The sequence below is a fragment of the Bradyrhizobium sp. HKCCYLRH3097 genome (genome assembly GCF_051167875.1).
In the GTDB taxonomy this organism is placed as follows: domain Bacteria; phylum Pseudomonadota; class Alphaproteobacteria; order Rhizobiales; family Xanthobacteraceae; genus Bradyrhizobium.
The window spans coordinates 198,669-222,636 of the sequence record NZ_JBNPTX010000010.1 but is presented as its reverse complement, the minus strand read 5'-3'; the positions used below and the strand labels follow the sequence as shown (position 1 = coordinate 222,636).

Here is a 23,968-nt window from a genome sequence, read left to right as displayed (position 1 = left end):
CCTGAAAATCACGCCCATGTCATCAAACAGTCATGGCGCTTCGTTACGAAGTTGTCTATTAACATAGACAACTTCGCGATAGCAAGTTCGAGGTGACGATGGAGGGCGAGACCGCGATGCAGGACCGGCGCAGGACGGCGATGCGGGTATTGGCGCATGCCTCGCATGAGGACATCCGCGTCAGGCTCGACGGACTGGCGCTGCCTGAGTATCGCGACCTGCGTCCGGCGGAGAATGGTCTCGTGATGCTGCGGGGCCGGATCGGCGGTGATGGTGCGCCGTTCAATGTCGGCGAAGCGACGGTGTCGCGCGCCGCGGTACGGCTGGAGAGCGGCGAGGTCGGGTTCGGCTATGTGCTCGGACGAGACGCCGGGAAGGCGCGTCTGATGGCGCTGTGTGACGCGATGATCCAGTCGTCGAGCCATGCGCGATCGATCGAGACTCAGGTGGTCGCGCCGCTGCAGGAGCTGATGCGCGCATCGCGGGAGCATCGAGCGGAGGAGGCTGCGGCCACGCGTGTCGATTTCTATACGATGGTGCGAGGAGAAAGCTGATGGCTGCTGCCGCTTCCGATCTGCAGCCTGGTTTCGCCGACAATGTCCTGTCCGCGCAATCGACCTTCCGTACCGTCATGGAGGCCATGGCGCGTCCGGGCAATGTGCGGCAGGTCGAGGGCAATGTCGGCCGGCCGTCGTCGTTGATGCCTGGTGCTGCCGCGATCGCGTTGACCTTGTTCGATCACGATACGCCGATCTGGCTCGATGCGCCGCTCGCCGGCACGCCCGAGGTCGGCGCCTGGCTCAAGTTTCACACCGGGGCGCCGATCGTCGCCGATGCCGCGCTCGCCTGCTTTGCGGTGGCGGCGGACGCCGAAGCGCTGCCTGATCTGGATTCATTCGCGCTCGGCAGTGCTGAATACCCTGATCGCTCGACGACGCTGATCCTGCAGGTGCCGAGCTTGTCCGGAGGGCCGGCGTTCAAGCTGCGCGGTCCTGGCATCGACGGGACGACATCGTTCCGTGCAACGGTCGCGCCCGCCGATCTGTTCGAGCGGCTGTCGATCAATGAGAAGCTGTTTCCGCGTGGTGTCGATGTGGTGCTGGTCGATGGCTCGTCCATCGTCGCCATCCCGCGAACGACCCGACTCGTTTCCGCAGGAGAGTGAGGCATGTATGTTGCCGTCAAGGGTGGCGAGCGCGCCATCGAGAACGCGCACCGGCTGCTGGCGCATGAACGCCGGGGTGATCGCGATGTGCCCGAACTTTCGCTGGCGCAGATCTCCGAGCAGTTGGGGCTTGCCGTCGATCGCGTGATGACCGAGGGCTCGCTGTACGACCGCGAGCTCGCGTCGCTCGCAATCAAGCAGGCACGCGGTGATCTGATCGAGGCGATCTTCCTGGTGCGTGCCTTCCGCGCGACCCTGCCGCGCTTCGGTGCGACCGAGCCGGTCGACACCGGTGCGATGCGGGTGCAGCGGCGCGTCTCGTCGACCTTCAAGGACATTCCGGGCGGCCAGGTGCTCGGGCCGACCTTCGACTATACGCATCGGCTGCTCGATCCGCAGTTGGCGGCCGCCGCCGAGCCGGAGCCGCCGGCCCGTGCCGAGGCGCCGAATGCGCCGACGCCGCGTGTCACCGATATTCTCGGCCAGGACGGGCTGATCGAGCCGTCGCCGCAAGCCGATGTTGGCGCGCCGGTCGGCGATCTCACCCGCGATCCCCTAGGCTTTCCCGCGGATCGTGATCTGCGGTTGCAGAATCTCGCACGCGGTGATGAGGGCTTTCTGCTCGCGCTCGGCTACTCGACCCAGCGCGGCTACGGCCGCAACCATCCCTTCGCCGGCGAAATCCGCTTCGGCGAAGTCGAGGTCGAGTTCTTGGCCGAGGAGATCGGCTTTGCGGTGCCGCTCGGATCGATCGAGCTGACCGAATGCCAGATGGTGAACCAGTTCAAGGGGTCGGCGACCGAGCCGCCGTGCTTCACGCGCGGTTATGGCCTCGCCTTCGGGCAGAGCGAGCGCAAGACGATGTCGATGGCGCTGGTCGACCGCGCCTTGCGGGCGCGCGAGCTCGGCGAGGACATGGTCGCGCCGGCGCAGGATGAGGAGTTCGTGATGTCGCACTCCGACAACGTGCAGGCGACCGGGTTCGTCGAGCATCTGAAGCTGCCGCATTATGTCGACTTCCAGTCCGAGCTCGGCCTGCTGCGCAAGCTGCGCCAGGAGTTCGCCGAGGCCAATGCCGCTCCCGAATTGAAGGAGGCTGCGGAATGAACGCGCCGACCTACAATTTCGCCTATCTCGACGAGCAGACCAAGCGGATGATCCGTCGCGCGATCCTGAAGGCGATCGCGATTCCCGGCTATCAGGTGCCGTTCGCGAGCCGCGAGATGCCGATGCCCTATGGCTGGGGCACCGGCGGCGTACAGGTCACCGCCGCCATTCTCGGTCCCGACGACGTGCTCAAGGTCATCGACCAGGGCTCGGACGATACGACCAATGCGATCTCGATCCGCAAGTTCTTCGCCAAGACCGCGGGCGTTGCGACCACGACGTCGACGGAAGAGGCGAGCGTGATCCAGACCCGGCATCGCATTCCCGAGGCGCCGCTTCACGAGGGGCAGGTGCTGGTCTATCAGGTGCCGATCCCGGAGCCGCTGCGCTTTCTCGAGCCGCGCGAGACCGAGACCCGCCGCATGCATGCGCTGGCCGAATATGGCCTGATGCACGTCAAGCTCTATGAGGACATCGCACGCTTCGGCCACATCGCGACGTCCTACGCCTATCCGGTCAAGGTCAATGCGCGCTACGTGATGGATCCGTCGCCGACGCCGAAGTTCGACAATCCCAAGATGGACAATTGCCCGGCGCTGCAATTGTTCGGTGCGGGACGCGAGAAGCGAATCTATGCCATTCCGCCCTATACGCCGGTCGTCTCGCTGGATTTCGAGGACCATCCGTTCACGCGCTACAAGTTCGATGCACCCTGCGCGCTGTGCGGCGCGGAGGATTCCTACCTGGACGAGATCGTGACCGACGACAAGGGCAGCCGCATGTTCGTCTGCTCCGACACCGATTACTGCGAGGGCCGCCAGGCGTCCGGACATCGTGGCGAGCAGAGCGCCGCCCCGCACAAGGAGAGCGCCCATGGCTGAGATGATCAGCGCATCCGATCAGCCGCTGCTCGTCGCGGAAGGGCTTGCGAAGAGCTACGGCCGGTTGGCAGCCTGCCGCGACGTCTCCTTCGTGCTCTATCCCGGCGAGGTGCTCGCCATCGTCGGCGAGTCCGGCTCGGGCAAATCGACACTCTTGCAGATGCTGTCGGCGCAACTGGCGCCGACGTTGGGCCGCGTGTCCTATCGGATGCGGGACGGGGTGCTGCGCGATCTTGCCGGCCTTGGCGAGGTGGAGCGCCGTTTTCTGTTCCGCACCGATTGGGGCTATGTCCATCAGGACCCGACGCAAGGCCTGCGCATGGCGGTCTCCGCCGGCGCCAATGTCGGCGAGCGGCTGATGGCGGTCGGCTGGAATCACTACGGTCAGATCAGGCAGACCGCCTCGTCCTGGCTCGCGCGCGTGGAGATCGACGTTGCCCGCATCGACGATGCGCCGCGGACCTATTCCGGCGGCATGCGGCAGCGGCTGCAGATCGCGCGCAATCTCGTGACCGAGCCCAGGCTCGTGTTCATGGATGAGCCGACCGGAGGACTCGACGTGTCCGTGCAGGCGCGCCTGCTCGATCTGATGCGCAGCCTCGTCAACGAGCTCGGCCTCGCCGCCATCGTCGTGACCCACGATCTGGCCGTGGCGCGGTTGCTGTCTCATCGTGTGATGGTCATGAAGGAGGGGCGGGTGATCGAGACCGGCCTCACCGACCAGGTGCTCGACGATCCGCGCGAGCCTTACACGCAGCTCCTCGTATCCTCGATCCTGCCGCCATGATGCAATGAGCCCAATGCGATGACCGTGATGATCGATGTCGAAAGTGCAGAGAAGACCTTCACCATGCATCTGCAGGGCGGCATATCGCTGCCCGTGGTGCGCGGCGTGTCGTTCCAGGTCAAGGCCGGCGAATGCGTCGTGTTGTCGGGACCGTCGGGTGCCGGCAAGTCGTCGATCCTGAAGATGATCTTCGGCAACTACCGTTGCGATGGCGGACGCATCGGCGTCCGGCACCTCGGCGAGATGACCGATCTCGCCGGCGCCGAGCCGCGCCTTGTCCTCCATGCGAGGCGGCAGACCATCGGTTATGTCAGTCAGTTCCTGCGCGCGGTGCCGCGTGTCCCTGCGCTCGATGTCGTTGCCGAGCCGCTGCTCGCGGCCGGCCTGCCGCGCGACGATGCGAGGGTGCGGGCGGGAGGACTGCTGCGGCGGCTGAACATTCCCGAGCGGCTGTGGTCGCTGCCGCCATCGACCTTCTCGGGCGGCGAGCAGCAGCGGGTCAACATCGCTCGCGGCTTCATCTCCGACGTCCCGGTGCTGCTGCTCGATGAGCCGACCGCGTCGCTCGATGCGGCGAACCGTGCGGTCGTGGTCGACCTGATTGCGGCGAAGAAGAAGGACGGGGTGGCGATGCTCGCGATCGTGCATGATGACGATATCCGTGCGCAGATTGCGGATCGTACGGTCGACGTCACGACATTCGCTGCGGCGGCATGAGGTACACATTGCAGATGAGCGCGAACATGTCCGATATCGTGATAGGCAATGCCAGGCTGGTCCTCGCCGACCGGGTCGTCGAGCAGGGCTGGGTGGCGATCGCCGGAGGCCTGATCGCGGAACTGGGCGAGGGGGCGGCGCCGGCCGGCAGCCTGGATGCCGGCGGCGACCTGCTGATGCCCGGGCTGGTCGAACTGCACACCGATCACCTCGAGGCGCATTTCGTGCCCCGCCCCAAGGTCTATTGGGATCCCGTTGCTGCGGTCATTTCCTATGACGGGCAACTTGCGACCGCGGGCATCACGACGGTGCTGGATTCGCTGCGGGTGTGGAGCGAGGAGGGCGCCGAGGGCGTCGACGGCCAGGCCAATGTGCTCGCGGAAGCGATCGCGACGGCGCGCGACGGCGGGCTGCTGCGGTCCGATCACTTCCTGCATCTGCGCTGCGAGGTGCCGATGCCGACCGTGGTCGAGGAGGCGCGGCAACTGGCGGGGCGTCCGGATGTGCGGCTGATGTCGCTGATGGATCATACGCCCGGGCAGCGCCAGTTTCGCGACGAAGGCAAGCTGCGCGACTACTATCGCGGCAAGAGCGGCGGCAAGACCGATGCGGAGCTCGACGTGATGTTCGCACGCCGCTTCGCCTATCAGCAGGCCTATGCGGCGCCGAACATGCGCGACATCGTTGCACTGGCGAAGACCCATGACGTGCCCCTGGCCAGTCACGATGACACGACGGAGGAGAACGTCGCCGATGCAATCAAGGACGGCATCGCCGTCGCGGAGTTTCCAACCACGATGGAAGCCGCGCGGGGCCTTCACCAGGCGGGCATCAGCATTCTGATGGGCGCTCCGAACGTGGTGCGCGGCGGGTCTCACTCCGGCAATATCGCCGCCGTGGACCTGGCGCACGAGGGCCTGCTCGACATTCTGTCGTCGGACTACGTCCCGTCGAGCCTGCTGATGGGCGCGCTGCAATTGCCGCAGCGGGTGCCGTCCATCGGTCTTGCGGCGGCCGTCCGCACCGTCACCAAGGCCCCTGCGGACGCCGTCGGCCTGCATGATCGCGGCGAGATCGCGGTGGGCAAGCGTGCGGACCTGATCCGCGTCCATGTCGCGGGCCAGTTGTCGGTCGTGCGCAGCGTCTGGCGGGAAGGACAGCGGGTGGCATGAGCGAAACCGAGGTTGCATCGGCGAAGACGCCCGCGAAGCTCGGTCCCGGCCGCCTGATCCTGGTGGTCGGGCCGAGCGGCGCGGGCAAGGACACCTTGCTCAATGTGGCGCGCCGCGAATGCGCTGGCGACGACCGGATCGTTTTTCCGCGGCGGATCGTCACGCGCGAGGCCTCGGCTTTCGAGGATAATCTCGAGATGAGCGCGTCCGCTTTTCGTGAGGCGCTCAGCGCCGGTGAGTTCGCGCTGCATTGGGAGGCCCACGGACACGACTACGGCGTGCCGCGCGCGATCAAGAATGACATCCTGGCCGGCCGCATCGTGGTCGTGAACGTCTCGCGAACGATCATTCCCGCCGCGCGGCGGGACTATGCCGACGTCGTCGTCATCGCCATCACTGCGCCGGCGGATGTTCTCGCCGAACGGCTCGGCAAGCGGCACCGCCCGAGTGACGGCGATATCGGTGAGCGTCTTCACCGGGCGGTGAGCGAGGACGCCGCAGCGGACGTCACGATCGTCAATGTCGGCGATCCCGAGCCGCACGGTCACAGGCTGGCGAACATCATCAAGCGACCGATCGACGCAGAACCGATCGGATCCGAGGGAGGAAGCGGCCATGTCGATCATCACCACGATTGAGCAGCTCGAGGCGATCTATGGCGAGACGGGGCTGGCATCGACGGCGAAGGTGGCTGATCGCGTGACGCCGCACTACCGGATCATGATCGAGAAGTCGCCTTTCGTGGCGCTGGCGACGTGTGGTCCCGAAGGTCTCGACTGTTCGCCGCGCGGCGATCTTCCCGGCTTCATCCGCATCCATGACGACAAGACGCTGATGATGCCGGATCGCCGCGGCAACAATCGCGTGGATTCCTTGCGCAACGTCGTGCGCGATCCGCGGATCGCACTGCTGTTCCTGATTCCGGGATCGGGCAACACGCTGCGTGTGAACGGGCACGGTCACCTGTCGACCGCTCCCGATCTGTTGGAGTCGTTCCGGATGGAAGGCAAGCTGCCGCGCTCCGTCCTGGTCATGACGGTGGGAGAGATCTACTTCCAATGTGCGCGCGCGATCGTTCGTGCCGATCTCTGGAACCCGGACAAGCGGGTCGACCCGCAGCAACTGCCTACGCCGGGACAGATCCTTGCGGCGATGACGGCCAACGACATCGACGGCGCGGCGTACGATCGCGAGTGGCCCGAGCGTGCGCGGAAATCGATGTGGTGAATTCGGAGCGCGGCTCTTCAAAAAAGGGGAGGCCGCGCTCCTAAAGATCAGGCTGCGACATCGAGCAGGCGTGAGGATCCCCTGACGAGCGCCTTGCGGCCGGCCATTGTGAGTGTTGCCGCGCCATTGTCGATGGAGGCGAGTCCAAATGCAGTGAGCTCGTCGACAATCATGCCGTTCAGCCTGCGGCGTTCACGCGCGGGAATGCGAAGCGCCTTCAGCGTCTCCCATTGGTCCGGCGTGAGTTCGTGTTCGAATTCCGCGTTCATGCTGCCTCGAATGTTGACGTCCGGCACTCGTCTTAGAAAGTCCGCGTGACGAAGATGCGACCTTCATGCATCCGTACTGATACGGTCCACGTCATTACGCTCGAACCCGCCCGCGATTAATTCAAATTTGAATGATCGCGAATGTGGTGCTGCATTGCAGCTCGCCGTGTTGGTAGCGGTGAACGATCGTCCGTCGTTAACAGATAATTAAGCGATGTGGGCAGCGCACAACGGTAACGCCGCTGTCACATCGGTGTGTCAAACGGCGCCATCGTCCTGCTCGAATCGGCCGGCGCATGTTTGAAGCGAAACACGTTGAATGGCTGACCTGACCGACGTTCCGCCGCTGCGATCGAACCGCAGAATCTGGTTGCGCAGTCTGGGCGGACTGGCCTTGAGCCTCTCGATTGCAGCTGCGGCCGTGTATGTCCTGGCACGCGCCGTCAAGAAGCTCGACCTTGCTCATGTTCTGTCGATCGTCGAGGCCACGGACCTTCATCTGATCGCGATGGCGCTGGCGTTCATCGTCCTCTCCTACGCCAGCCTCACGCTCTACGACCTGTTCGCGTTGCGGACGATCGGCCGCCGGGACATTCCCTATCGCGCCGCCGCGCTCGGCAGCTTCACGAGCTACCCGATCGCGCACGGCATCGGTGCGGTCGCGCTGGTCTCGCCACTGGTGCGATATCGGATCTACGCGCCGTACCGGCTCGGTGCGATCGACATTGCCAATATCAGCTTCCTGACCGGCCTGACCTTCTGGCTCGGAAATCTCACCGCGCTCGGCCTGAGCTTGATGATCGATCCGGATGCCTTCGGATGGATGGAATATTGGCCGCCGGCGATCAACCGTCTCGTTGCCGCGGCACTGCTTTGCGCCGTTGCCGCCTTCGTCGTGTGGAGCTGGCCCGGGCGGCGAAGTGCGCGCTGGCCCGTTCGACTGCCGTCCGGGCCCGCCGTGCTGCTGCAGATCGTGGTCGGCCTGTTCGAGCTCAGCGCCGCGGCGCTGGCAATGTACGTCCTCATGCCGCCGGAACTCGGCATCGACCTCGCGCGGCTGATGGCGGTCTTCATTGCCGCGACCTTGCTTGGATTTGCCAGCCATGCCCCAGCCGGCATCGGCCTGTTCGACGCAACGATCCTGCTGGGCCTGGGCGGCGTTGACCAGGAGCGCCTGCTGGCGGCGCTGCTGATCTTCCGCGCGCTCTATCACCTGTTGCCGTTTGTGCTCGCCCTGGTCGTGTTCGGCAGCGTCGAGCTGTCGCGCTCCTGCCGGAGGTCGTCGATGGTGTCAGACCGGCGAGTTCAGCTTCAACCCGATCATGCCGGTGATGATCAGCGTGAGGCAGATCAGCCGTGTCGGGTCCGCCGGCTCGCTGTAGAGGATCATACCGGCGAGGATGCTCCCGGCCGCGCCGATCCCGGTCCATACCGCATAGGCGGTGCCAAACGGCAGTGAGCGCAGCGCGAGCGACATCATCGCGAAGCTGAGCAGAATGGCGATCACGGTGGCGACGCTGGGCCAGAAGCGCGTCAGGCCGTCGGAATGCTTCAGGCCAAGCGCCCAGATGATCTCGAGAGCTCCGGCCGCGAACAGAGCTAGCCAGCCGTTCATGAGGGCCGCGCGCCCAACGGTGTAACATCGCCCACAGATCCGAGGCGGGCCTCGCGAAGCCGCGGATCGCCTGCACCGAGCAGTCCGGCCATTTCGTCATCTCCGCGCCGGTCGAACCTGCCGTCCATCTGCATGGTTTGCGCGACGCGCATATGACAAGCTGGGCGCGCGTCGGGTCTATCTCTCCTCCATCATCGTGAATACGAATCCTGTCAGCGTTGCGCCGACAGCAAAGGACAGCGTCAATACACCGACGAAGATCACGAGCGTCGCGTGCGGATCGACACTGTGGGCGATCAGGGTCGAGATGCCGAACGCATCCAGTTGGGTCAGCCCGAAGGCGAAGCCGAGCCCCATGGCGATGCCCATCAAGGTGTGGCAGGCCAGCTCGATCAGCATGGCCGGATTGACTACTGCGCTGCGTCGTTTGGGCGGCATGGGCTCGGACTCCACGCTATGGCCGATGAACGCTGGAACGGTGAACGTTGTTCCTGTGCCGGCTGGCAAAGCCGATTGCCAAACCGAGCCGACAGCGGCTACGGATGACCGAGGTTCGGTCGCGGAAAAACAAAGCTCGAACGGCCCGCAAGGGGGGCCGGCGCGCGGCCGAGCGGCGCAGCGTCGCGCGATCCGACAGGGAGGATAACCCATGACGAACGCCATTCGTTTCCACAAGACCGGCGGTCCCGAGGTTCTCGCTTGGGAGCAGATCGAGGTCGGCAAGCCCGGCCCCGGCGAGGCGCGTATCCGCCACACGGCGGTCGGGCTCAACTTCATCGACATCTACAATCGTTCCGGGCTCTATCCGGTCCAGCTTCCGAGCGGACTGGGCAGCGAGGGCGCGGGTGTGATCGAGGAACTGGGCGAAGGGGTGACGGACCTGAAGGTGGGCGACCGGGTCGCCTACGGCTCGTCGCCGCTCGGCGCCTATTCAGAGGCGCGGCTGATGCCGGCCGCGCTGCTGTTGAAACTGCCCGACGAGATCGACGACAAGACCGCCGCTGCCATGATGCTCAAGGGCCTGACCGCCCAGTACCTGATCCGGCAGACCTACCGCGTCAAGGCGGGCGAGACCATCCTGCTGCATGCCGCCGCCGGCGGCGTCGGCCTCATCCTCAGCCAGTGGGCCAAGCATCTCGGCGTTCACGTCATCGGCACCGTATCCAGCGATGACAAGGCGCAGCTGGCCAAGGCCCACGGCTGCGAGCACACCATCATCTATACGCGGGAGGACTTCGTCGCGCGCGTCGGCGAGATCACCGGCGGCAAGAAGGTGCCCGTGGTCTATGATTCCGTCGGCAAGGACACGTTCCTGAAATCGCTCGATTGCCTCGCGCCGCTCGGCTACGCCGTGCTGTTCGGCCAGTCCTCCGGCACGGTCGATCCGCTCAATCTCGGGCTGCTCGCCCAGAAGGGCTCGCTGTTCGTGACCCGGCCGACGCTGTTCACCTACGCCGCCAAGCGCGAGAGCCTGGTCGCGATGGCCAACGAGCTGTTCGACGTGGTCAAATCTGGCGCGGTGAAGATCGAGGTCAACCAGACCTATCCGCTCAAGGAGGCGGCCCGGGCTCACGCCGATCTCGCGGCACGCAAGACGACCGGCTCGACGGTCTTTCTGGTCTGATCTGGCGCGTCCTCCGGTCGCGAGATCCCGATAGGGCCGGCGCAGCCGGGTCAAACCCGCTCGTGCTTGCGCAGGTCGCGGAGGTGATCGGACCGGGCGGCCTGCAGGTCGGCGTCCCGCCCATCGATCTCGGGCAGGGCGGCTTCGGACATGATGTCGGCCGTGACGTCGGCAACCGACCGGTCGACGATCTCGTGGATGAAGCTGACGTTCGAATATTCCCCCGACGCGATGCGCGCAACGACGTCGCGCCGGGTCATCTCAGGATCGACCACGGCCTCGCGTCCGCGCCGGCCGTAGTCGATCATCACGACGAAATACTGCATGGAGCGCCGGTTCGCCTTCGGCTGACTGTGATCGCTCCATTATTTCTTTAAATCAGAATTTTGTCAAGACTGATTCGGTCCACCCTCGTCTCACCGACTCCATCCCCAGCCTGCGCGGCCGCGACCACGCCGGTATCAGCGCAGAGATAGTCCAGGCGATGTGACGTGGCGTGCGGAAGCATGTTCCCGCACGCCATGAGGACCGCGTCATCGCCCATCACTGCACGTTGAACGTCGCGCCGGGACATTCGGTGGTCACGCTGATCGGGATCGCCTGCGCCGCCGCCGCGGTCGGCTTCGGCTTCGCAACCACCTTCCAGCGGCCGGGCTTGTTCAGCCAATATCTGTGCCTCGATGTCGCAATGCGGCGCTCGGTATAGGTCGTGCCCTTCCAGATCAAAGGGCCCTTCGGCTTCGGTGCCGCGACCTCATGCCACGGTCCGAACTCGCCGAAGTCCATGAACCACAGATGCCATTCGAGCTTCTGATATTCATGATGGGACGCGACCACCTCGACGATGGGGCGACCGTTCAGCCACGACACCTCGTCCTCGAGTGGCTTGATCTGCTGGCAACGGGTATGCAACGGCTCCTGAACGCGAAGCAGATCGTCTCGCTGGCTTTGCGTGAGCATCGCCGAGGTGACGGGCAGTCCCACGTTCGGATCATCGGCCGGATATGAGCAGATCGGCACCGTCGGCGGCCCCTGGCCCGTCCAGGGATTGTTGCTGCAATAGACGCGCCTCGTCACCGACGAAATGCCGGTGGTCGCCGTTTCCTCCGCCTTTCCGGTTTCCCGGTCCCAGACACCGCTGAACGTCGTCTTTTGATTCGGCGGACAGGCCACGGTCTTGTGGGCCGTCCACCAGTGCGAAACCTCGAATTCATAGTACGAGTAGCGCGGCTCTGGATACAGCACGGCTCTGACGCTGGTCAGCGCGTGGTGCGCTTCGCACGCCGTTCCATAGGTATCCAGCCAGCACACGAGGTGGAAGTTTTCGTTCGGCCAGCATCCCGCACGCGCCGACGACGTAAAGCCGAGTGCGGCGATCACCAAGGTAAAGGCAAGAAGATATCTCCGCATGGCGTTTCCCATGATGGCGTTTCCCCCATGTCCTGCCTGTGCAGCCACAGGTTGAAGATGAGTTTGCTCCGGCGCGGCGCCTGGTCGTTGATCGGGATCAATCCGCTTGCGCGACGCCGTCAACGCCGGCCGGACGTCGGCGATGACGCGATGGCACAGCGGGTCCGCTCGCTGGCGGCCCGTGGATCGTCGGGGCGGGTCACCGCTTGGAGCCGAGATAGCGGAAGACCAGCCTGTCCCACCGCCGCCTCCGAATGCCGACTGCTACGTCCATCGCGATGAGCTGCGGGTCGAGGACTGATCCGGGCGCCGGGCGCGGCTGGTGGCAAGGCGTCACGCCCGTCGGGCGAATCAGGGTCGATGCGCCCGCACGATGGTCCGTTCATGGCCTTCGATCGCCTGCAGACGACGTGTGCGGAAACGCTTGTTTTGGGCGAGGCTTCAACGCATTGCCCCGGTCTGGCCCGCCGGGCCGAAAGATTCTTCTTTCTCTTTTTCAGAATTCATGATTGTCTACGCGCATCCCGCCTCATGGAGAGGGGCGTATCGCGGTCGTCACGACACGTGGAGGCGGGGAGTGATGGGCGAGCCGGTTTGCAGCGTGGTCATTCGCGCCGACGAACAACACCGGCTCGTACGGTCAAGTCGCGTGGTCCTGATACCCCGATGCCGGTATCAAGCCTGCGCCGGCGCTGACAGCGCCGCGTGGGTGACGGTGACCAACAAGCCCGGCGCACCGGGGAGAACGCGAAGCAGCCGTGAAAACCATCGCGCAGGGAGGGCCGGATCGTTCCGGCTGGACCTGTGGTACCTGCCGCCTGCGTTTTTTGAGCAGGCGGGCCACGGGCCTCAGTCGAGGTCCGGCCTTCCCTGCACCCTCTCGTTTGAAGAGGGTGAGACCACTGTATCACTCGGACGCCTGGGCGCCGCGAGGCTAAGGACGCACATCCCCATATGTCGCTCAGAATTGTTGATCACGACGGCGCCACAGGCGCGGGGCCTACCCTCCCTTGGAGGCGGGATGCAGGGAGAACGCCGCGGCGTTCCCCCTGCATCCGGCGTCGAGTCTTACTTGTTCGCCGCGCGGGCGCGCGACTTGGCGGCCGCCTTGGCGCGGATCCGCGAGATCTGGCCGCGTGGCAGGGTGACGAAGATCTCGCCGATCCAGTCCAGCTTGACCCCCACGATCGGCTTGGCGTTGAAGCTCTTCAGATTGACCACGGACGGCGATTTGCCGCGTTCAATCGTCTTCAGGTAGCGCTCGCCGGACTTGAGGCGTACCACCGCCTCCTCGCCGTAGAAGCTCGACAGCGGGTGCCGCTGCTCGCGGTAGACCACGATCACGTCGCCATTCTCGTATTTCGGCAGCATCGAATCGCCCGTGACCTCGAAGGCGATGGTCTCCTCGGAGATCGGGAAGGGCAGGGCGACCTCGCCGAGGCCCTCGACGGGCACCTGCTCGTAATCCGGCTCGATCACCGAGCCGGCGCCGACCCGCCCCATGATGGGGACGGAATTGAGCTCCAGATATTCCGTGATGAGCGGAATCTCGGCCGCCTTGATCAGGCGCTGGCCGCCGAGGATCTCGGAGACCGCGCCCGGCCGCACGCCCATGGCGCGGGCCAACCCTCCTTTCGTCTTTCCCGGCTTCTCGAGTGCACGCTCGATCATGGCAACGTCCAACATGGCTTTGACCTCTTTTGCGAATCTCGGAAGGGATTATATGTTTCGAATAATCAGAACTCAAGCTTGACTTTTTCTTCGGAATATCGGAAGATTTGGCCGTCGGGTGAGCCGGCGGATCCGGCGGCCCCGACCCAGAAGGAAGAGGCGAGAATGCAATCCACAGATTGGCCAGACCAGCATTCCAAGATGCTGTGCGAGCTTCATGCCCAGGGGCGGTCCTATGCCGAGATCGCGCGCGCCCTCAATGCGCAGTTCGGAACCGCCTATACGCGGAACGCGACGCTTGGCCGCGGCAAGCGGATCGGGCTGGCCGCGCCGGGCGGGCCGAAAGCCGCGCGATCCGCGCCCCGGTCGATGTCCGCGGCGCCCCGAACCGGACGGCGAGGCGCCGACGCGGCGGTGCGGCCGATGCCGTCCCCGGCGAAGCCCGCCGCGGCCGTCAAGCTGCGTTGCGTCGGCATCAGCCCGCGCCTGCTGTCCCTGGACCAGCTCGAGCGCAACGATTGCCGCTACCCCTATGGCGGTGACCGGGACGACGATCCCATCACCTTTTGTGGTCATCCGCGCCAGCCCGGCTCCTGCTACTGCACGCCGCACTACCATCTCACGCGGCTTCCGCCCGAGGAGGCCGCCGTGCGCTCCGCCGGCCCTTTGATCCTGCGGCTGGTTGCCGCCGCGTAGAGCGCGGCAAACCCGACCCGAACCGACCCCATCCATTTTCCGGAGACGAGACATGGTGCGCCCCAGACGCAGCAAGCCCCATCGCATGTCCAAGACCCACGACCGGAGAGCTCACGACCTGCCGCGAAATGCAGACGTGATTCCCGTGGAGATCGACGATCCGCTGGCGCTCGAGCCCGGCGATAAGATCGTCGCGTTGCGATCGGTCCGCAGCGACCCGCTCGGCCGGCTGCACGCGCACAAGCAGCTGGATGACGCCCAATACCGGGCCGGACGGGCGTTCCAGAACGATTGGGAGCGGGCCGAGCGAGGCCCGCAGGCGGTCGATCCCTCGCGCGAGCACGTTGACGGCGCCCGCGGGCGTGAGCCGGTCACCGAAGGCCAGAGGCAGGCGGTGCTGCGGCTCAACCGCGCCGAGCGCGAGCTCGGCGCCGACGGCGCGGCGATCACCCATGACGTCCTGGTGCACGGCCTGACCATGGAGCAGGTCGGACACAAGCGGGGGCTCGCCAGCCAGCGCTGGAATGATTATTTTGCCCGGCGCTTCAAGGAGTGCCTGGACCGGCTGGCCGTGGTCTACGGGTTGTCCACCGACAGGGTCTCCAGGAAATGCGATGGGGCCGTGCGATCGGGCCATCGGGGCGAGAGCTAACGGCCGGTACGACCGGCACTCGTTCCGTCGTCGACGGGTACGAGCGCCGGTCGGACAATCGTTTTCCCTCAGGGATGCGGCGTCACGACATAAGTGGTGCTGTAGGGCTCGACGCGCAGCGAGGCATGCGACAGCAGACCGATCTTGGCCGAAGGTGCCATCTGCAGCTCGCCGTTCGGGCCGCGATGAACGTTGTACTGCCAGGCTGAGAGGTCGCCTTTCTGCGCCAGTGCGCGCGCAACGGCGCTGGCATCGCTGCCGCCGATCGTCGCCAGCTCGTCGCTATTGAGACCGATGACGATCTCGTCCTTGACGGTCACCACCTTGAACAGCGAGGTCGCGCTGTCACCGGCGCTCGCCATCGAAGCGGTGAGCGCCAGCGTGGCGACGGCGCTGAAGAATGGGCGTGTCAGTCTGGAAGGCATGAGGACTCCTGTTGCCGACGGCATGATGGACGGCGTCGGCGTGCAGCCATTGGTTCCCGACGGGGGGCCGTCGGTTCGAAGAAATCGATGCGGCGGTGGGCTGAACCAGGGGGCGTGACGTCGCGTCTAAGCACGATTGCGGGATGCGTACGTGCCGCCGGACGGCCGGGTTGGTCCTGAGTTGACACAGGTCAAGCTGCACGCCCGGGCATGTCGTATTTGGGAACGAGTGAAGTGAAGGGTGATGCCATGTTCAGCGGGAAATATCGATCTCCTTCGGCCGGTGGAAAAATCGCGATTGCGGCCGTCGCGGCCATCGCCGCGGTGGCGAGCGCGCCGGCGCCAGCCCATGCGGGGGCGGCGGGTCCGGCCAACAAGTCGGCGGTCGCGACGGCGACATCCGGCGATTTGACCGATCTCAGCGCTCGTCGGCGCTATCGCCGCGTCTACAGGGGCAATCCGGCCGCCGGCTTGGCCATCATGGGTGCAATGATCGGCACCATCGGCGCAATCGCCGCGCATCAGCACGACGACTATTATTACTATGGGCCCGGCTATTATCCCGGACCCGGCTATTACGGGCCGCCAAGGGTGTACTACGCACCGCGGCCATATTATGTTCGTCCGTACTACGGGCCGCCCGGTTACTACTACAGTCCGTACTGACGTGACGCGGCGCTCCGTCCATGTTGTGGTGTCGGCTCAGAAGCCGCCGGCGCTGAAACGGAGCGGCTGCACGACGTCGTACGCCGCCTTGCTGATCGGGACCGCGTAGTCGACGGTAAGCGGTCCGAACGGTGATGCCCAGGTCATGCCGACGCCGACCGAGGAGCGCAGCACGTTCCTGTTCGCCACTTGGGCATTCTGGGTCGGGCCGCGATAGCCGAACACGGTTCCGGCGTCGACGAAGGCCGATGCACGCAGGCCGTATTCCTGCGGCAATCCGGGAATGTTGCCCTGCAGCTCCGCCGTGGTCGCCCAAAACAGGCTGCCGCCGACATTGTCCATCGTCGATCCTGGCGTCAGATCGCGCGGCCCAAAGCCGCCCGGCGCGAAGCCGCGCACCATGGTGGGACCGCCGAAGAAGCTGTTGAGCAGCGGCGCCTGCTGGCCGCCCCATCCGGTGATATAGCCGCCTTGCGCGCGCACCATGCCGGTCAGGTCGCTGTTGATCGACCGATAATAGCGGACGTCGCCCGTGGTCCGTAAGAAGCGAACGTCGCCGCCGAGACCGGCGAGATCCTGCGTCAACTGCGAACGAATGCCGCTGGTCGGCACCTTGTTGTTGTCGAGCGAGCTGTAGGTGACGGTATTGCCGAGCGAGGACACCGTCTGCCGTCCGGCTGCGACCGCCTGGCGAACCGGCAGGGACACCGCCGCCGGCGAGATCCCCGGCGCGAGCACCACCCTTTGGTCGTAGAGCGAATAGCGCCACAGCATGGCAGTCTGCTCGCTGACCGGCATGCCCAGGGTGAGGGCACCGCCATAGGTGTTGCTGCCGAACGATTGGAATGTGCTGACCATGCTCTGTCGCGCGAACAGCTCCATGCCGGGTGTCGTTCGACCGAGGGCGTAGGGCGAGGTGAAGGACAGGCTGGCGCCTCGCGCGAACTGCCCGTAGGTGAAAGTGGCCTGCGCAGTGTTGCCGGTGCCGAGTACGTTGCGGTCACCGATCTTCACCTCGGCGAGCAATCCGTCCGTGGACGAATAGCCGCCGGAGACGTTGAAGTCCCCGGTCGCCTGATCGACTGCCTCGACATCCAGCACCACGCGATCCCTGGCCGAGCCCGGCCGCGTCGAGATCTTGACGGTCTTGAAGTAGTTGAGGTTGCGCAGGCGACGTTCGGCGCGGTCGATCAGCGTCCGGTTGTAGGCGTCGCCCTCGCTGACGTCGAACTCGCGTCGAATCACGTCGTCATGCGTGCGCGTGTTGCCGTGGATCTCGATGCGCTCGACATAGCTGCGCCGTCCCTGCTCGATCTGGAAGGTGACGTCGGCCTGCCGATCCTGCGCATGCCGATCGATCCTGGGCTCGACCTGCGCAAACGGAAAGCCGAGCTTGCCAAGTTCGGCCGCCAGGACGTCCGAGGTCTTGTCGATCTTGCTCTGGTCGAAGGTGTCGCCCTGCTGCGTCAGCAACAATGTGCGCAGGCGGTCGCAGGCCAGCCCCTGCACGTTGCAGGAGACGTCGACTGCGGCGAATTTATAGAGTCCGCCTTCCTCGATCGCAAAGGTGAGGTTGTAGCCGCCATTTGCCGCGTCATAGTCGACGCTCACGTTCGTGACCTCGGCATCGGCGTAGCCGTGGTCACGGTAATATCGCCGCAGCAGCTCGCGGTCCTCGTTGACGCGATCTGCGTCGTAGACGTTGCCGCCGGTCACGAAGCTCAGCACGTTGGTGGCCGAGGTCTTGATCACCGCGTGCAATTGTCGGGCGCCATAGGCGCGGTTGCCCGTGAAGTTGATCGCCCTGACCGGCGTCTTCCTGCCTTCGGTGATGGTGAAGACGAGATCGACGCGGTCGTTGCCGCGATCGATGATCTCCGGGACGACGCGGACGTCGTCGCGTCCCGCACGATGATACGCCTGGATGATGCGGGCGACGTCGCCCTGGACAGTTGCGCGTTGCAGGCCGGCTCGCGGCTTTGATAGCACCGCGCCCGTAAGCTCCGCATCCTTCACCTTCTTGTTACCTTCGAAGGCGACGCGATCGAGCACTTTTGCTTCCGAGACGCGGACCACGGTCCGTCCGTCGGCGCGGCTGATCTTCACGTCGTCGAACAGTCCGCTTGCAACCAGCGCCTTCAAGCCGGCGTCGAGCGCGGCGGCGTCGTAGCGCCCGTTGGCGTCAGCGCGAAAATAGGATCGCACGGTGTCGGCATCGACGCGCCGATTGCCCTGTACTGCAAGGGCTTCGCCCGCCACCGCCGGCGGCGCGGACGTCAGCACCGACAGCGTCGCAACGATCAATGCGACGTGTCGCGATCTGCTGTCTCCGCGGTGACGGCTGTTTTGGGTCAACATGCGCGCATCTGCCTGCTCGTCATGCCGGGATGCAAAAGCCGGTGGGCGGCCAAATCATGTCGAGGCCGTGGAGACTCGGGGGCCTGCGATCACGCCTGCGAAGGGTGGCCAGCAGGGAACTGGGCGCGGCCGCAGAATCGACGCAGAGTCGATTCAAACGACGTGCAGCATCGTCCTCATCCGTACGCGCCAGCAGATGCTGATGCGGCGAACGTTTGTCGGGAGCAGACCATGCGCGCGATCGCCTTGGCCCTCATCGCTTGCACTTTCGTTCAATCAGCCCTTGCTGCTGCGGTCGTCCCAGAGATCGACCCACGCGCGTCGCTCGGTGTCGTCCAGAATTGGATCTACAACTATCGCACCAAACCCGACTACGCCCATGTGCCGGCGGCGGTCCGGGTGCTGTTTCATTCGCAGACGTTCAAGGAGCCGGAGAACGCGGGCATCTATCTCGGCTTCATCGCGGGGGCGATCGGCTCCAATCCCGCCAAGGCCGAACAACTCGTCAACAGCTTCTTTCCCGTGCCTCCCGAGGAGGAGTGGGTGGTCGTGCGTGCCATCGCTTATTCGGGTCTGCCGGATTGGCGCAATCTCATGCGCAGGGTCGCGCCGAAGATGCCGGGCCGCCGCGTGATGATCGACGGCTATCTGAGCGGCGCACAGCCGACCTTGATGGACATCCCCTTGGAGGAAACGAAGCCTGGCGTGATGGACAAGCTGCGTGGCGCATTGACGCAGAATCCGTTCAAGAAGGAGGAGCGCAAGCTCGACACGCGGCTCAGCTACGCGACCCACCAGGATCTGCTCGACATCCTCTGGGGTTATTACTTCGCAACCGGCTCGCGCGTACCGATCCAGCGCATCGTGCAGATGCTGCCGTGGTCGAAGAGCCGCGACACGGTCGACAAGCTGACGATCGGCAGCATGGCGCGCTATACGCTTGCCAGCTATTCGGTGCGCGATGCCAGCCTGCGCGACTATCTCCGGGAGGAGCTGGCGCGGCAGTCGGGACCGGTCAAGGAGCCGCTCAGGGAGGTGGTTGAGGCCGCCGATACGGTGCAGCTCGGCGCCGTCCGCAAGGATGCCGTCGCCGCCGTCGAGGAGCTGAAGACCAGGGGCTCTGACGCCCGGCGCAACATGGATTTCTGGGGACAGCTCGGCGTCGGCGCCCTTGCGCTCGGTTGTGTCTCGGCCGCCGCGCTGGGGCAGGTCGCCGTCGGCATCCCTTGCGTGATCGGCGGCTCGGCCTCCCAGGGCCTGCTCTCGTTCTGGGAGAAGCAGCAATAGGCCCTCGGTGGCGCAGCGGCGGCGTTCGTTGGCGGCCGAGGGAAGGGGAGAGCCGGTGGAGTGGACCGGCGGGGCGTCTAGCCCTCAAGGTGCTCTTGCTGCGGAAGCGGCCCGATCGCGTGCCCGATATGCACACTCAAGAGTTGTTCGGCTTTTCGTTTCCTCTACGAAAAGTAGAAAAAGCAGTCAGCGCGCAGTCACTGCCGGCACGCCTATGAAGAAATCAGGACAGGCTGGCTTTCACTGCAGCCGGATAAACCGGCTCGCGGTGAACCTCCGCGCCAGATTCGTCGACGACGACGATGGACAGCCTGCGGTCGGTGATGCGCGGGTCGTGCCGGAGGCGCCGGGCCAAATCCCGGCTGTGCTCGATCGCCCCTGCACTCGTCGCAAATTCCAGGCCGGTCCGGTCTCTGGTCGGAATGCCATCCTTCATATCGAAATAATAAGTGCGCATGGTCTTCCTGCAGCCGCTGTGTCGCGGGAGTGGGCACGGATCCCGAGCGAGATCCGCAACCCATTCTTCCCCCCAAGCAAACTATAGAAGACCTCTAATGTGGAGGACAAGCTTACCGCTGCCGTAATCCCCCCGCCTCGTTCGGTAAACGACCGTTTCCACTGGTATCGTCAGCCAGAAACTGCCAGAAGGCTCAAATTGTGACGCCGAAATCAACCAACCGGTCAGTTCGGCTTGCTGCAAGAGTTGTTCGCTGGCATACTTTCAACCTCGTCGGGTTCCGCACGGTCGATTTCCAGGCGGGCCATCCTGAGGATCAGGGTCGCAGTCGTCAGACCGAGACTTTCAGCCTCGATTGCTGCAGTATCTACCTTGCGTGCAAGGCCTTCACGTTTGCTAAGGACTGGCATTACTGTTTCCTGCCAAAGGTGCGAGATGAAGAATTCAACATTCATCGCGGAGCTGCACACGAAGCTCGGAGCCCCATCGAGCGAAGCCGTGGAAAGCCTTCGTCTGCTGAAGGCATTCCTGAAGCTGGCTCCGGGCCAGCGCATCGAGGTGATCGAGATGGTTGAGCGGTTGACCGCGGAGTACCTTTCGGAGACCGATCGCCCTCTGTCCTGAGCTCATCCCTCCCGATTACCTGCAATGGTTGCGGGAGGTCGCGTCGCAATCGCATAGATTGCATCGTCCAGCGCTTCCGATTCGTGCAGCGTCCCGGCCGGCAGCAGAATCTTGTCGCCGGCCGTGCAGATGCGCTCGCCGCCTTCCCAACGAAACGTGAGTCGTCCCTGGATCACGACGAGGATTTCGTCGACGGGGTGGGTATGGAAGGCGTGAACCTTGCCGGCCGCATCGTGCTGCAGCTCGATGCAGCCCTGCGTCGGCAACAGCGCCAGGATGTCGGGATCGATCGCGAAGCTGGTCTTCGTTCCAGCGATGATCTGGGTCATGCGGCCTGCTCCTTGTCTGCAATGGACGATGGCTTGGTCTGCGCCAGCTTGTGGAAGGGACAGGCCGGCGGCGGCTGGTTGTCGTCGTAGAGGAAGTACTGTTTGAACTCCCGGCCCTCCGGATTGCCGTAGCGTCCGAGCTGGGGCGAAGGCGCCGTCGTGTCGAACGGGACCAGCCGTTTGCGCACCTCGCCGAAGGCCTTGGCGGCCGCCTCCTCCGTGCCGAGCATCCGTTCGAACACCCAGCGCGGCTGGAAGGTCAGCATGAATGCGCTCGAGCGGCGGCTTTGCCGCATCACATGCGCGGGCGTGCTGCAGACGACGAAGATCGGCTCACCGGCAAACGAAAACTCCCACATCGGATGATCGACGGTCTCGGGAATTTCGGCGGGCCACGGCTGGCTGTCGACGCGCGCCAGCTGATCGAGGATGTGCCAGAACTTCTTGTAGTAAGAGTTGATGGTCTGGACCGGGCGCGGGCGCGTGAACAGCACCAGCGAGGTGTTGGGTCCGTGCGAGCGGCTCTCCGAGACGAACAAGGCGAGCTGCTGGCCGAGCACGTCGATGTCGATGGGGTCGAGAAACAGATAACGAAGCTGATCGTGACGATAGCCCGCGACGCCGAATACGCACGGAAAGGGTCTTGCTTCGCTGCTCATCTGAGCCTCGAATTCCGAAAACAGGACACTTTGCCAGGTGCCGGCCTGATGGCCGGATCGGGCTTCGTCCCTTCTCAAATACAAACGCGACATACTGACCCTCTCTGTTCTTATGCTTAAGTACGAAGTATCAATTCGCGCCTCATCATCAGCGGCCCAAGGAGTCCAGGAAGCGACATCAGAACGAGAATTTCGATCAGGGCTGCGTAGCCGGAATCGCTGGCGGCACTGCGCAGGCTTGATCCGATGTCGGGGTTGAGGCCGCTCGCACTCACCATGGCAAAGGCGATCACCGGCTGAGCCAGTCCGGCAAAAATGCCGGCGGCCGTCGTATTGATCGATGCGCCGACGCCGATGCGCTCCGCCGTGTAGAGATGCTTGGTGCTTTTCAGGATCAGCGGCACGGTGCCCCCGGCCACCAGACCGAGCACGGCGAACACCGCGCCGACATAGAAGAAGCCGAAGCTGTGCGCCAGTGCCGGCAACAGCATCACGACGAGCAGCATGCGCAGCAAGGTGATGGAGATCAGAGCTGCATTGAGCGACTGCATCCGGTCCGCGGCATGGCCGAGAAAGATCGATCCGATGGCGTTGCCGACCATGAAAGCGAGCAGGGGACCGCCGGCCGCCGCAGGCGAGATGCCGAAATAATGCGCGACCATCGGGATGCCCCATACCCCGGCGAGCGTGGTCACGACCGCGAAATGGGCAGCGAAGCTCATGGCGCAGCCCCAGGTCGCGGCCGATCCGAGCGCATGCCAGCTTGTGACCAGGACGCTCTTCAGCGTCCGGCTGGTGTAGTTCGCCGGTGCCGATTTCAAGGTCGCGAACGCGCAGGCAAAGTTCGCGACGCCGACGCAGGCGATGAAGAGAAAACAGGCGCGCCAGCCGAAGCCGCTGACCGCAGCGGCGAGCGGGGTCGTGGCGAGGACGCCGCCGACATAGCCCGACACCTGGGAGATGCCGGACATCAAGCCGAAACGCTGGTCGGAAAAGCTCTGCGCGACGAGCTTCAGCAGCGCCGTGAACACCAGCGCGTCGCCGCAGGCCACGACCACGCGCGCGACGAAGACGTCGAGCAGGCTGGGCGACAGGGCGAAGGCGGCACTGCCGAGCACCGACGCCGTCATGCTGCACAGCACGACGCGCTTCACACCGTAGCGGTCGACCAGAACGCCCGCGGGGATCTGCATCAAGGTGTAGCCCCAGAAGTAGCTGGAGGCGAGCATCGCGACGCCGGAGGCGTCGGTGCCGAAGTCGCGCATGAAGTCGAGGCCCACGGTCTGCGGCGACATCCGCTGCAGGAAGGCGACGGCGTAGGCGAGCGCGACCGTACCCCACGCAACATAGGCGCGATCGAGGAACCGGAGCGGAGAGGATGCGACCGCTTGTTGTCCGAGCGCCGCCATCACACCCTCGCATAGCCGACGGAGAACAGGGCGTCGGCGGAATCCGGGATGATCCGCGACATCGCGGTCTCGACCAGCGAGGCTCTGCCGTGATAGTCTTGCCTGATGTGCTGGATGTGTCCGTAGGCGCCGCGCATGATCATGCGGGGCACCTCGAGCGGCTTGCCCGGATAGATCGTCGCGCACATCTCGACGCAGGCGGCCTGCAACTCGGCATCCGCCGTCTCATCGAGCAGCGACGGCGCGACTCTCTCGCAGATCTTGGCGTTGGCAGCCCACACGATCGGGTTGCGCGTACGCCATCCGTAAAGAATTTCTTCGCCGGGTGTGGCCGAGCCGTGATGCTTGAGGATCTGCGACGTAAAGAACCCATACAGGCCACGACCCTGATGTGCGGGTAATACTTCGGTCCCACTGCGATAAATGGCCGGCCGCTGCGCGATGGTCATCACGCGATAGACTGAGAACGCGACCAGTCCGACGTGATCGTAGACCAGAACGAGGCCGTATTTGCCGGTGAATGGCGACGAGGCCGCGGTCCAATGCGGTTCGATTGCTTTCCAGTTAATGGCAATGATCGAATTCATTGCATCCATGATCGGCTGCCGATCAGGCAGCTCGATCTCCGACGCGTCGGAAAAGCTGTAGACGGTGTAGTCGTCCCAGGGCGAGGCGATGGTCCTGTATCGACCGTCCAAATTGCGCGACATCGCGTGAACTCCACCACTGCAAGGTCGAGCTATACAGGCGGTCCTCCGATG

General features: G+C 64.7%; 29 protein-coding genes. 15 read left to right on the top strand and 14 right to left on the bottom strand.

Features of this window, described 5'->3' with window-relative positions:
- Positions 1 to 98: 98 nt before the first annotated feature.
- From phnG to ACQR0U_RS23455, 9 genes are read left to right on the top strand one after another with little or no spacing between them, the layout of a single operon-like run.
- Entirely contained in the window at positions 99 to 554 is a 456-nt protein-coding gene (phnG, locus tag ACQR0U_RS23495; RefSeq protein WP_315825151.1) for a phosphonate C-P lyase system protein PhnG, read from the top strand.
- Positions 554 to 1,165 carry a phosphonate C-P lyase system protein PhnH gene (phnH, locus tag ACQR0U_RS23490; RefSeq protein ID WP_315825150.1) on the top strand — a complete coding sequence of 204 codons (612 nt, stop codon included), beginning with the start codon at positions 554 to 556 and terminating at the stop codon, positions 1,163 to 1,165. Before phnG ends, phnH begins: the two co-directional genes overlap by 1 nt.
- A 3-nt stretch (positions 1,166 to 1,168) precedes the next feature.
- Positions 1,169 to 2,272 (top strand): carbon-phosphorus lyase complex subunit PhnI, encoded by a 1,104-nt coding sequence (locus ACQR0U_RS23485; RefSeq protein ID WP_434844001.1) that lies wholly within the window; start codon positions 1,169 to 1,171, stop codon positions 2,270 to 2,272.
- A complete protein-coding gene (locus ACQR0U_RS23480) occupies positions 2,269 to 3,153 on the top strand; it encodes an alpha-D-ribose 1-methylphosphonate 5-phosphate C-P-lyase PhnJ (RefSeq protein WP_315752883.1) in 885 nt (294 codons plus the stop codon). Before ACQR0U_RS23485 ends, ACQR0U_RS23480 begins: the two co-directional genes overlap by 4 nt.
- Positions 3,146 to 3,940, top strand: a complete 795-nt coding sequence (phnK, locus tag ACQR0U_RS23475) for a phosphonate C-P lyase system protein PhnK (protein WP_315752884.1) — start codon at positions 3,146 to 3,148, stop codon at positions 3,938 to 3,940. The genes ACQR0U_RS23480 and phnK overlap by 8 nt, the downstream gene beginning before the upstream one ends.
- 18 nt (positions 3,941 to 3,958) lie before the next feature.
- Positions 3,959 to 4,657 (top strand): phosphonate C-P lyase system protein PhnL, encoded by a 699-nt coding sequence (gene phnL, locus ACQR0U_RS23470; RefSeq protein ID WP_315752885.1) that lies wholly within the window; start codon positions 3,959 to 3,961, stop codon positions 4,655 to 4,657.
- A gap of 14 nt (positions 4,658 to 4,671) precedes the next feature.
- Positions 4,672 to 5,829, top strand: coding sequence for an alpha-D-ribose 1-methylphosphonate 5-triphosphate diphosphatase (locus tag ACQR0U_RS23465; protein WP_315752886.1), 1,158 nt, complete (start codon positions 4,672 to 4,674; stop codon positions 5,827 to 5,829).
- Positions 5,826 to 6,467, top strand: coding sequence for a phosphonate metabolism protein/1,5-bisphosphokinase (PRPP-forming) PhnN (gene phnN / locus ACQR0U_RS23460; RefSeq protein WP_315752887.1), 642 nt, complete (start codon positions 5,826 to 5,828; stop codon positions 6,465 to 6,467). Before ACQR0U_RS23465 ends, phnN begins: the two co-directional genes overlap by 4 nt.
- On the top strand, positions 6,445 to 7,056 hold the full coding sequence (locus tag ACQR0U_RS23455; RefSeq protein ID WP_315752888.1) for a pyridoxamine 5'-phosphate oxidase family protein: 612 nt from the start codon (positions 6,445 to 6,447) through the stop codon (positions 7,054 to 7,056). The genes phnN and ACQR0U_RS23455 overlap by 23 nt, the downstream gene beginning before the upstream one ends.
- A gap of 47 nt (positions 7,057 to 7,103) precedes the next feature.
- Here ACQR0U_RS23455 and ACQR0U_RS23450 read toward each other — a convergent pair whose 3' ends face one another.
- From ACQR0U_RS23450 to ACQR0U_RS23440, 3 genes are all read right to left on the bottom strand, one after another.
- On the bottom strand, positions 7,104 to 7,325 hold the full coding sequence (locus tag ACQR0U_RS23450; RefSeq protein WP_315752889.1) for a hypothetical protein: 222 nt from the start codon (positions 7,323 to 7,325) through the stop codon (positions 7,104 to 7,106).
- 1,291 nt (positions 7,326 to 8,616) lie between these two features.
- Positions 8,617 to 8,940, bottom strand: a complete 324-nt coding sequence (locus tag ACQR0U_RS23445; protein WP_315713012.1) for a DMT family transporter — start codon at positions 8,938 to 8,940, stop codon at positions 8,617 to 8,619.
- Positions 8,941 to 9,117: 177 nt separating this feature from the next.
- Complete coding sequence (locus ACQR0U_RS23440; protein ID WP_315825146.1) at positions 9,118 to 9,378, bottom strand: hypothetical protein; 261 nt, start codon at positions 9,376 to 9,378, stop codon at positions 9,118 to 9,120.
- A gap of 211 nt (positions 9,379 to 9,589) precedes the next feature.
- Here ACQR0U_RS23440 and ACQR0U_RS23435 point away from each other — a divergent pair, with 211 nt between their 5' ends.
- Positions 9,590 to 10,564, top strand: coding sequence for a quinone oxidoreductase family protein (locus ACQR0U_RS23435; RefSeq protein WP_315752890.1), 975 nt, complete (start codon positions 9,590 to 9,592; stop codon positions 10,562 to 10,564).
- Between the two features lie 50 nt (positions 10,565 to 10,614).
- On the opposite strand, the gene ACQR0U_RS23430 is transcribed toward ACQR0U_RS23435, so the two are convergent.
- From ACQR0U_RS23430 to ACQR0U_RS23420, 3 genes are all read right to left on the bottom strand, one after another.
- Positions 10,615 to 10,890: a hypothetical protein gene (locus tag ACQR0U_RS23430; RefSeq protein ID WP_315713008.1), complete on the bottom strand. Its 276-nt coding sequence runs from the start codon at positions 10,888 to 10,890 to the stop codon at positions 10,615 to 10,617.
- Positions 10,891 to 11,107: 217 nt separating this feature from the next.
- Positions 11,108 to 12,097 carry a hypothetical protein gene (locus tag ACQR0U_RS23425; RefSeq protein WP_316192889.1) on the bottom strand — a complete coding sequence of 330 codons (990 nt, stop codon included), beginning with the start codon at positions 12,095 to 12,097 and terminating at the stop codon, positions 11,108 to 11,110.
- A 945-nt stretch (positions 12,098 to 13,042) separates the two neighbouring features.
- Positions 13,043 to 13,660, bottom strand: a complete 618-nt coding sequence (locus ACQR0U_RS23420) for a LexA family transcriptional regulator (RefSeq protein WP_315713004.1) — start codon at positions 13,658 to 13,660, stop codon at positions 13,043 to 13,045.
- A 150-nt stretch (positions 13,661 to 13,810) separates the two neighbouring features.
- Here ACQR0U_RS23420 and ACQR0U_RS23415 point away from each other — a divergent pair, with 150 nt between their 5' ends.
- The gene (locus ACQR0U_RS23415; protein ID WP_315825144.1) at positions 13,811 to 14,341 is read left to right on the top strand and encodes a GcrA family cell cycle regulator; all 531 of its coding nucleotides are present in this window, start codon (positions 13,811 to 13,813) and stop codon (positions 14,339 to 14,341) included.
- A 52-nt stretch (positions 14,342 to 14,393) separates the two neighbouring features.
- Positions 14,394 to 14,993, top strand: coding sequence for a DUF6456 domain-containing protein (locus ACQR0U_RS23410; protein WP_315825143.1), 600 nt, complete (start codon positions 14,394 to 14,396; stop codon positions 14,991 to 14,993).
- Between the two features lie 68 nt (positions 14,994 to 15,061).
- On the opposite strand, the gene ACQR0U_RS23405 is transcribed toward ACQR0U_RS23410, so the two are convergent.
- The gene (locus tag ACQR0U_RS23405; protein ID WP_315825142.1) at positions 15,062 to 15,418 is read right to left on the bottom strand and encodes a hypothetical protein; all 357 of its coding nucleotides are present in this window, start codon (positions 15,416 to 15,418) and stop codon (positions 15,062 to 15,064) included.
- Between the two features lie 249 nt (positions 15,419 to 15,667).
- Between ACQR0U_RS23405 and ACQR0U_RS23400 the strand changes: the two genes are divergently transcribed.
- Entirely contained in the window at positions 15,668 to 16,084 is a 417-nt protein-coding gene (locus ACQR0U_RS23400; RefSeq protein ID WP_316192890.1) for a hypothetical protein, read from the top strand.
- Positions 16,085 to 16,120: 36 nt separating this feature from the next.
- On the opposite strand, the gene bamA is transcribed toward ACQR0U_RS23400, so the two are convergent.
- Positions 16,121 to 18,442, bottom strand: coding sequence for an outer membrane protein assembly factor BamA (gene bamA / locus ACQR0U_RS23395; protein WP_316192891.1), 2,322 nt, complete (start codon positions 18,440 to 18,442; stop codon positions 16,121 to 16,123).
- Positions 18,443 to 18,673: 231 nt separating this feature from the next.
- Here bamA and ACQR0U_RS23390 point away from each other — a divergent pair, with 231 nt between their 5' ends.
- Entirely contained in the window at positions 18,674 to 19,729 is a 1,056-nt protein-coding gene (locus tag ACQR0U_RS23390) for a hypothetical protein (protein WP_315825140.1), read from the top strand.
- Between the two features lie 223 nt (positions 19,730 to 19,952).
- Here ACQR0U_RS23390 and ACQR0U_RS23385 read toward each other — a convergent pair whose 3' ends face one another.
- Positions 19,953 to 20,186, bottom strand: coding sequence for a DUF6894 family protein (locus ACQR0U_RS23385; RefSeq protein WP_315712992.1), 234 nt, complete (start codon positions 20,184 to 20,186; stop codon positions 19,953 to 19,955).
- A gap of 224 nt (positions 20,187 to 20,410) precedes the next feature.
- The gene (locus tag ACQR0U_RS23380; RefSeq protein ID WP_315712990.1) at positions 20,411 to 20,641 is read right to left on the bottom strand and encodes a hypothetical protein; all 231 of its coding nucleotides are present in this window, start codon (positions 20,639 to 20,641) and stop codon (positions 20,411 to 20,413) included.
- Between ACQR0U_RS23380 and ACQR0U_RS23375 the strand changes: the two genes are divergently transcribed.
- Positions 20,622 to 20,810, top strand: coding sequence for a hypothetical protein (locus ACQR0U_RS23375; RefSeq protein ID WP_316166114.1), 189 nt, complete (start codon positions 20,622 to 20,624; stop codon positions 20,808 to 20,810). The two genes, ACQR0U_RS23380 and ACQR0U_RS23375, sit on opposite strands and share 20 nt — an antisense overlap.
- A 2-nt stretch (positions 20,811 to 20,812) precedes the next feature.
- On the opposite strand, the gene ACQR0U_RS23370 is transcribed toward ACQR0U_RS23375, so the two are convergent.
- The 4 genes from ACQR0U_RS23370 to ACQR0U_RS23355 form a co-directional block, all read right to left on the bottom strand.
- On the bottom strand, positions 20,813 to 21,139 hold the full coding sequence (locus ACQR0U_RS23370; protein ID WP_316166115.1) for a cupin domain-containing protein: 327 nt from the start codon (positions 21,137 to 21,139) through the stop codon (positions 20,813 to 20,815).
- Positions 21,136 to 21,798 carry a YqcI/YcgG family protein gene (locus tag ACQR0U_RS23365; RefSeq protein ID WP_409977957.1) on the bottom strand — a complete coding sequence of 221 codons (663 nt, stop codon included), beginning with the start codon at positions 21,796 to 21,798 and terminating at the stop codon, positions 21,136 to 21,138. Before ACQR0U_RS23365 ends, ACQR0U_RS23370 begins: the two co-directional genes overlap by 4 nt.
- Positions 21,799 to 21,914: 116 nt before the next feature.
- The gene (locus ACQR0U_RS23360) at positions 21,915 to 23,207 is read right to left on the bottom strand and encodes an MFS transporter (RefSeq protein ID WP_434872281.1); all 1,293 of its coding nucleotides are present in this window, start codon (positions 23,205 to 23,207) and stop codon (positions 21,915 to 21,917) included.
- Complete coding sequence (locus ACQR0U_RS23355) at positions 23,207 to 23,917, bottom strand: hypothetical protein (RefSeq protein WP_315825136.1); 711 nt, start codon at positions 23,915 to 23,917, stop codon at positions 23,207 to 23,209. Before ACQR0U_RS23355 ends, ACQR0U_RS23360 begins: the two co-directional genes overlap by 1 nt.
- Positions 23,918 to 23,968 lie beyond the last annotated feature (51 nt).

Bases quoted from the DNA above. Each gene is read 5' to 3' on its own strand.
- ACQR0U_RS23360 (WP_434872281.1), bottom strand. From the start codon at position 23,207: ATGGCGGCGCTCGGACAACAAGCGGTCGCATCCTCTCCGCTCCGGTTC.
- ACQR0U_RS23390 (WP_315825140.1), top strand. From the start codon at position 18,674: ATGCGCGCGATCGCCTTGGCCCTCATCGCTTGCACTTTCGTTCAATCA.
- ACQR0U_RS23370 (WP_316166115.1), bottom strand. From the start codon at position 21,139: ATGACCCAGATCATCGCTGGAACGAAGACCAGCTTCGCGATCGATCCC.
- ACQR0U_RS23430 (WP_315713008.1), bottom strand. From the start codon at position 10,890: ATGCAGTATTTCGTCGTGATGATCGACTACGGCCGGCGCGGACGCGAG.
- ACQR0U_RS23480 (WP_315752883.1), top strand. From the start codon at position 2,269: ATGAACGCGCCGACCTACAATTTCGCCTATCTCGACGAGCAGACCAAG.
- phnH (WP_315825150.1), top strand. From the start codon at position 554: ATGGCTGCTGCCGCTTCCGATCTGCAGCCTGGTTTCGCCGACAATGTC.
- ACQR0U_RS23450 (WP_315752889.1), bottom strand. From the start codon at position 7,325: ATGAACGCGGAATTCGAACACGAACTCACGCCGGACCAATGGGAGACG.
- bamA (WP_316192891.1), bottom strand. From the start codon at position 18,442: ATGTTGACCCAAAACAGCCGTCACCGCGGAGACAGCAGATCGCGACAC.
- ACQR0U_RS23410 (WP_315825143.1), top strand. From the start codon at position 14,394: ATGGTGCGCCCCAGACGCAGCAAGCCCCATCGCATGTCCAAGACCCAC.
- phnG (WP_315825151.1), top strand. From the start codon at position 99: ATGGAGGGCGAGACCGCGATGCAGGACCGGCGCAGGACGGCGATGCGG.
- ACQR0U_RS23455 (WP_315752888.1), top strand. From the start codon at position 6,445: ATGTCGATCATCACCACGATTGAGCAGCTCGAGGCGATCTATGGCGAG.
- ACQR0U_RS23485 (WP_434844001.1), top strand. From the start codon at position 1,169: ATGTATGTTGCCGTCAAGGGTGGCGAGCGCGCCATCGAGAACGCGCAC.
- ACQR0U_RS23355 (WP_315825136.1), bottom strand. From the start codon at position 23,917: ATGTCGCGCAATTTGGACGGTCGATACAGGACCATCGCCTCGCCCTGG.
- phnK (WP_315752884.1), top strand. From the start codon at position 3,146: ATGGCTGAGATGATCAGCGCATCCGATCAGCCGCTGCTCGTCGCGGAA.
- ACQR0U_RS23440 (WP_315825146.1), bottom strand. From the start codon at position 9,378: ATGCCGCCCAAACGACGCAGCGCAGTAGTCAATCCGGCCATGCTGATC.
- ACQR0U_RS23380 (WP_315712990.1), bottom strand. From the start codon at position 20,641: ATGAATGTTGAATTCTTCATCTCGCACCTTTGGCAGGAAACAGTAATG.
- ACQR0U_RS23465 (WP_315752886.1), top strand. From the start codon at position 4,672: ATGAGCGCGAACATGTCCGATATCGTGATAGGCAATGCCAGGCTGGTC.
- ACQR0U_RS23400 (WP_316192890.1), top strand. From the start codon at position 15,668: ATGTTCAGCGGGAAATATCGATCTCCTTCGGCCGGTGGAAAAATCGCG.
- phnN (WP_315752887.1), top strand. From the start codon at position 5,826: ATGAGCGAAACCGAGGTTGCATCGGCGAAGACGCCCGCGAAGCTCGGT.
- ACQR0U_RS23415 (WP_315825144.1), top strand. From the start codon at position 13,811: ATGCAATCCACAGATTGGCCAGACCAGCATTCCAAGATGCTGTGCGAG.
- ACQR0U_RS23445 (WP_315713012.1), bottom strand. From the start codon at position 8,940: ATGAACGGCTGGCTAGCTCTGTTCGCGGCCGGAGCTCTCGAGATCATC.
- ACQR0U_RS23385 (WP_315712992.1), bottom strand. From the start codon at position 20,186: ATGCGCACTTATTATTTCGATATGAAGGATGGCATTCCGACCAGAGAC.
- ACQR0U_RS23420 (WP_315713004.1), bottom strand. From the start codon at position 13,660: ATGTTGGACGTTGCCATGATCGAGCGTGCACTCGAGAAGCCGGGAAAG.
- ACQR0U_RS23405 (WP_315825142.1), bottom strand. From the start codon at position 15,418: ATGCCTTCCAGACTGACACGCCCATTCTTCAGCGCCGTCGCCACGCTG.
- ACQR0U_RS23375 (WP_316166114.1), top strand. From the start codon at position 20,622: ATGAAGAATTCAACATTCATCGCGGAGCTGCACACGAAGCTCGGAGCC.
- ACQR0U_RS23435 (WP_315752890.1), top strand. From the start codon at position 9,590: ATGACGAACGCCATTCGTTTCCACAAGACCGGCGGTCCCGAGGTTCTC.
- ACQR0U_RS23365 (WP_409977957.1), bottom strand. From the start codon at position 21,798: ATGAGCAGCGAAGCAAGACCCTTTCCGTGCGTATTCGGCGTCGCGGGC.
- phnL (WP_315752885.1), top strand. From the start codon at position 3,959: ATGACCGTGATGATCGATGTCGAAAGTGCAGAGAAGACCTTCACCATG.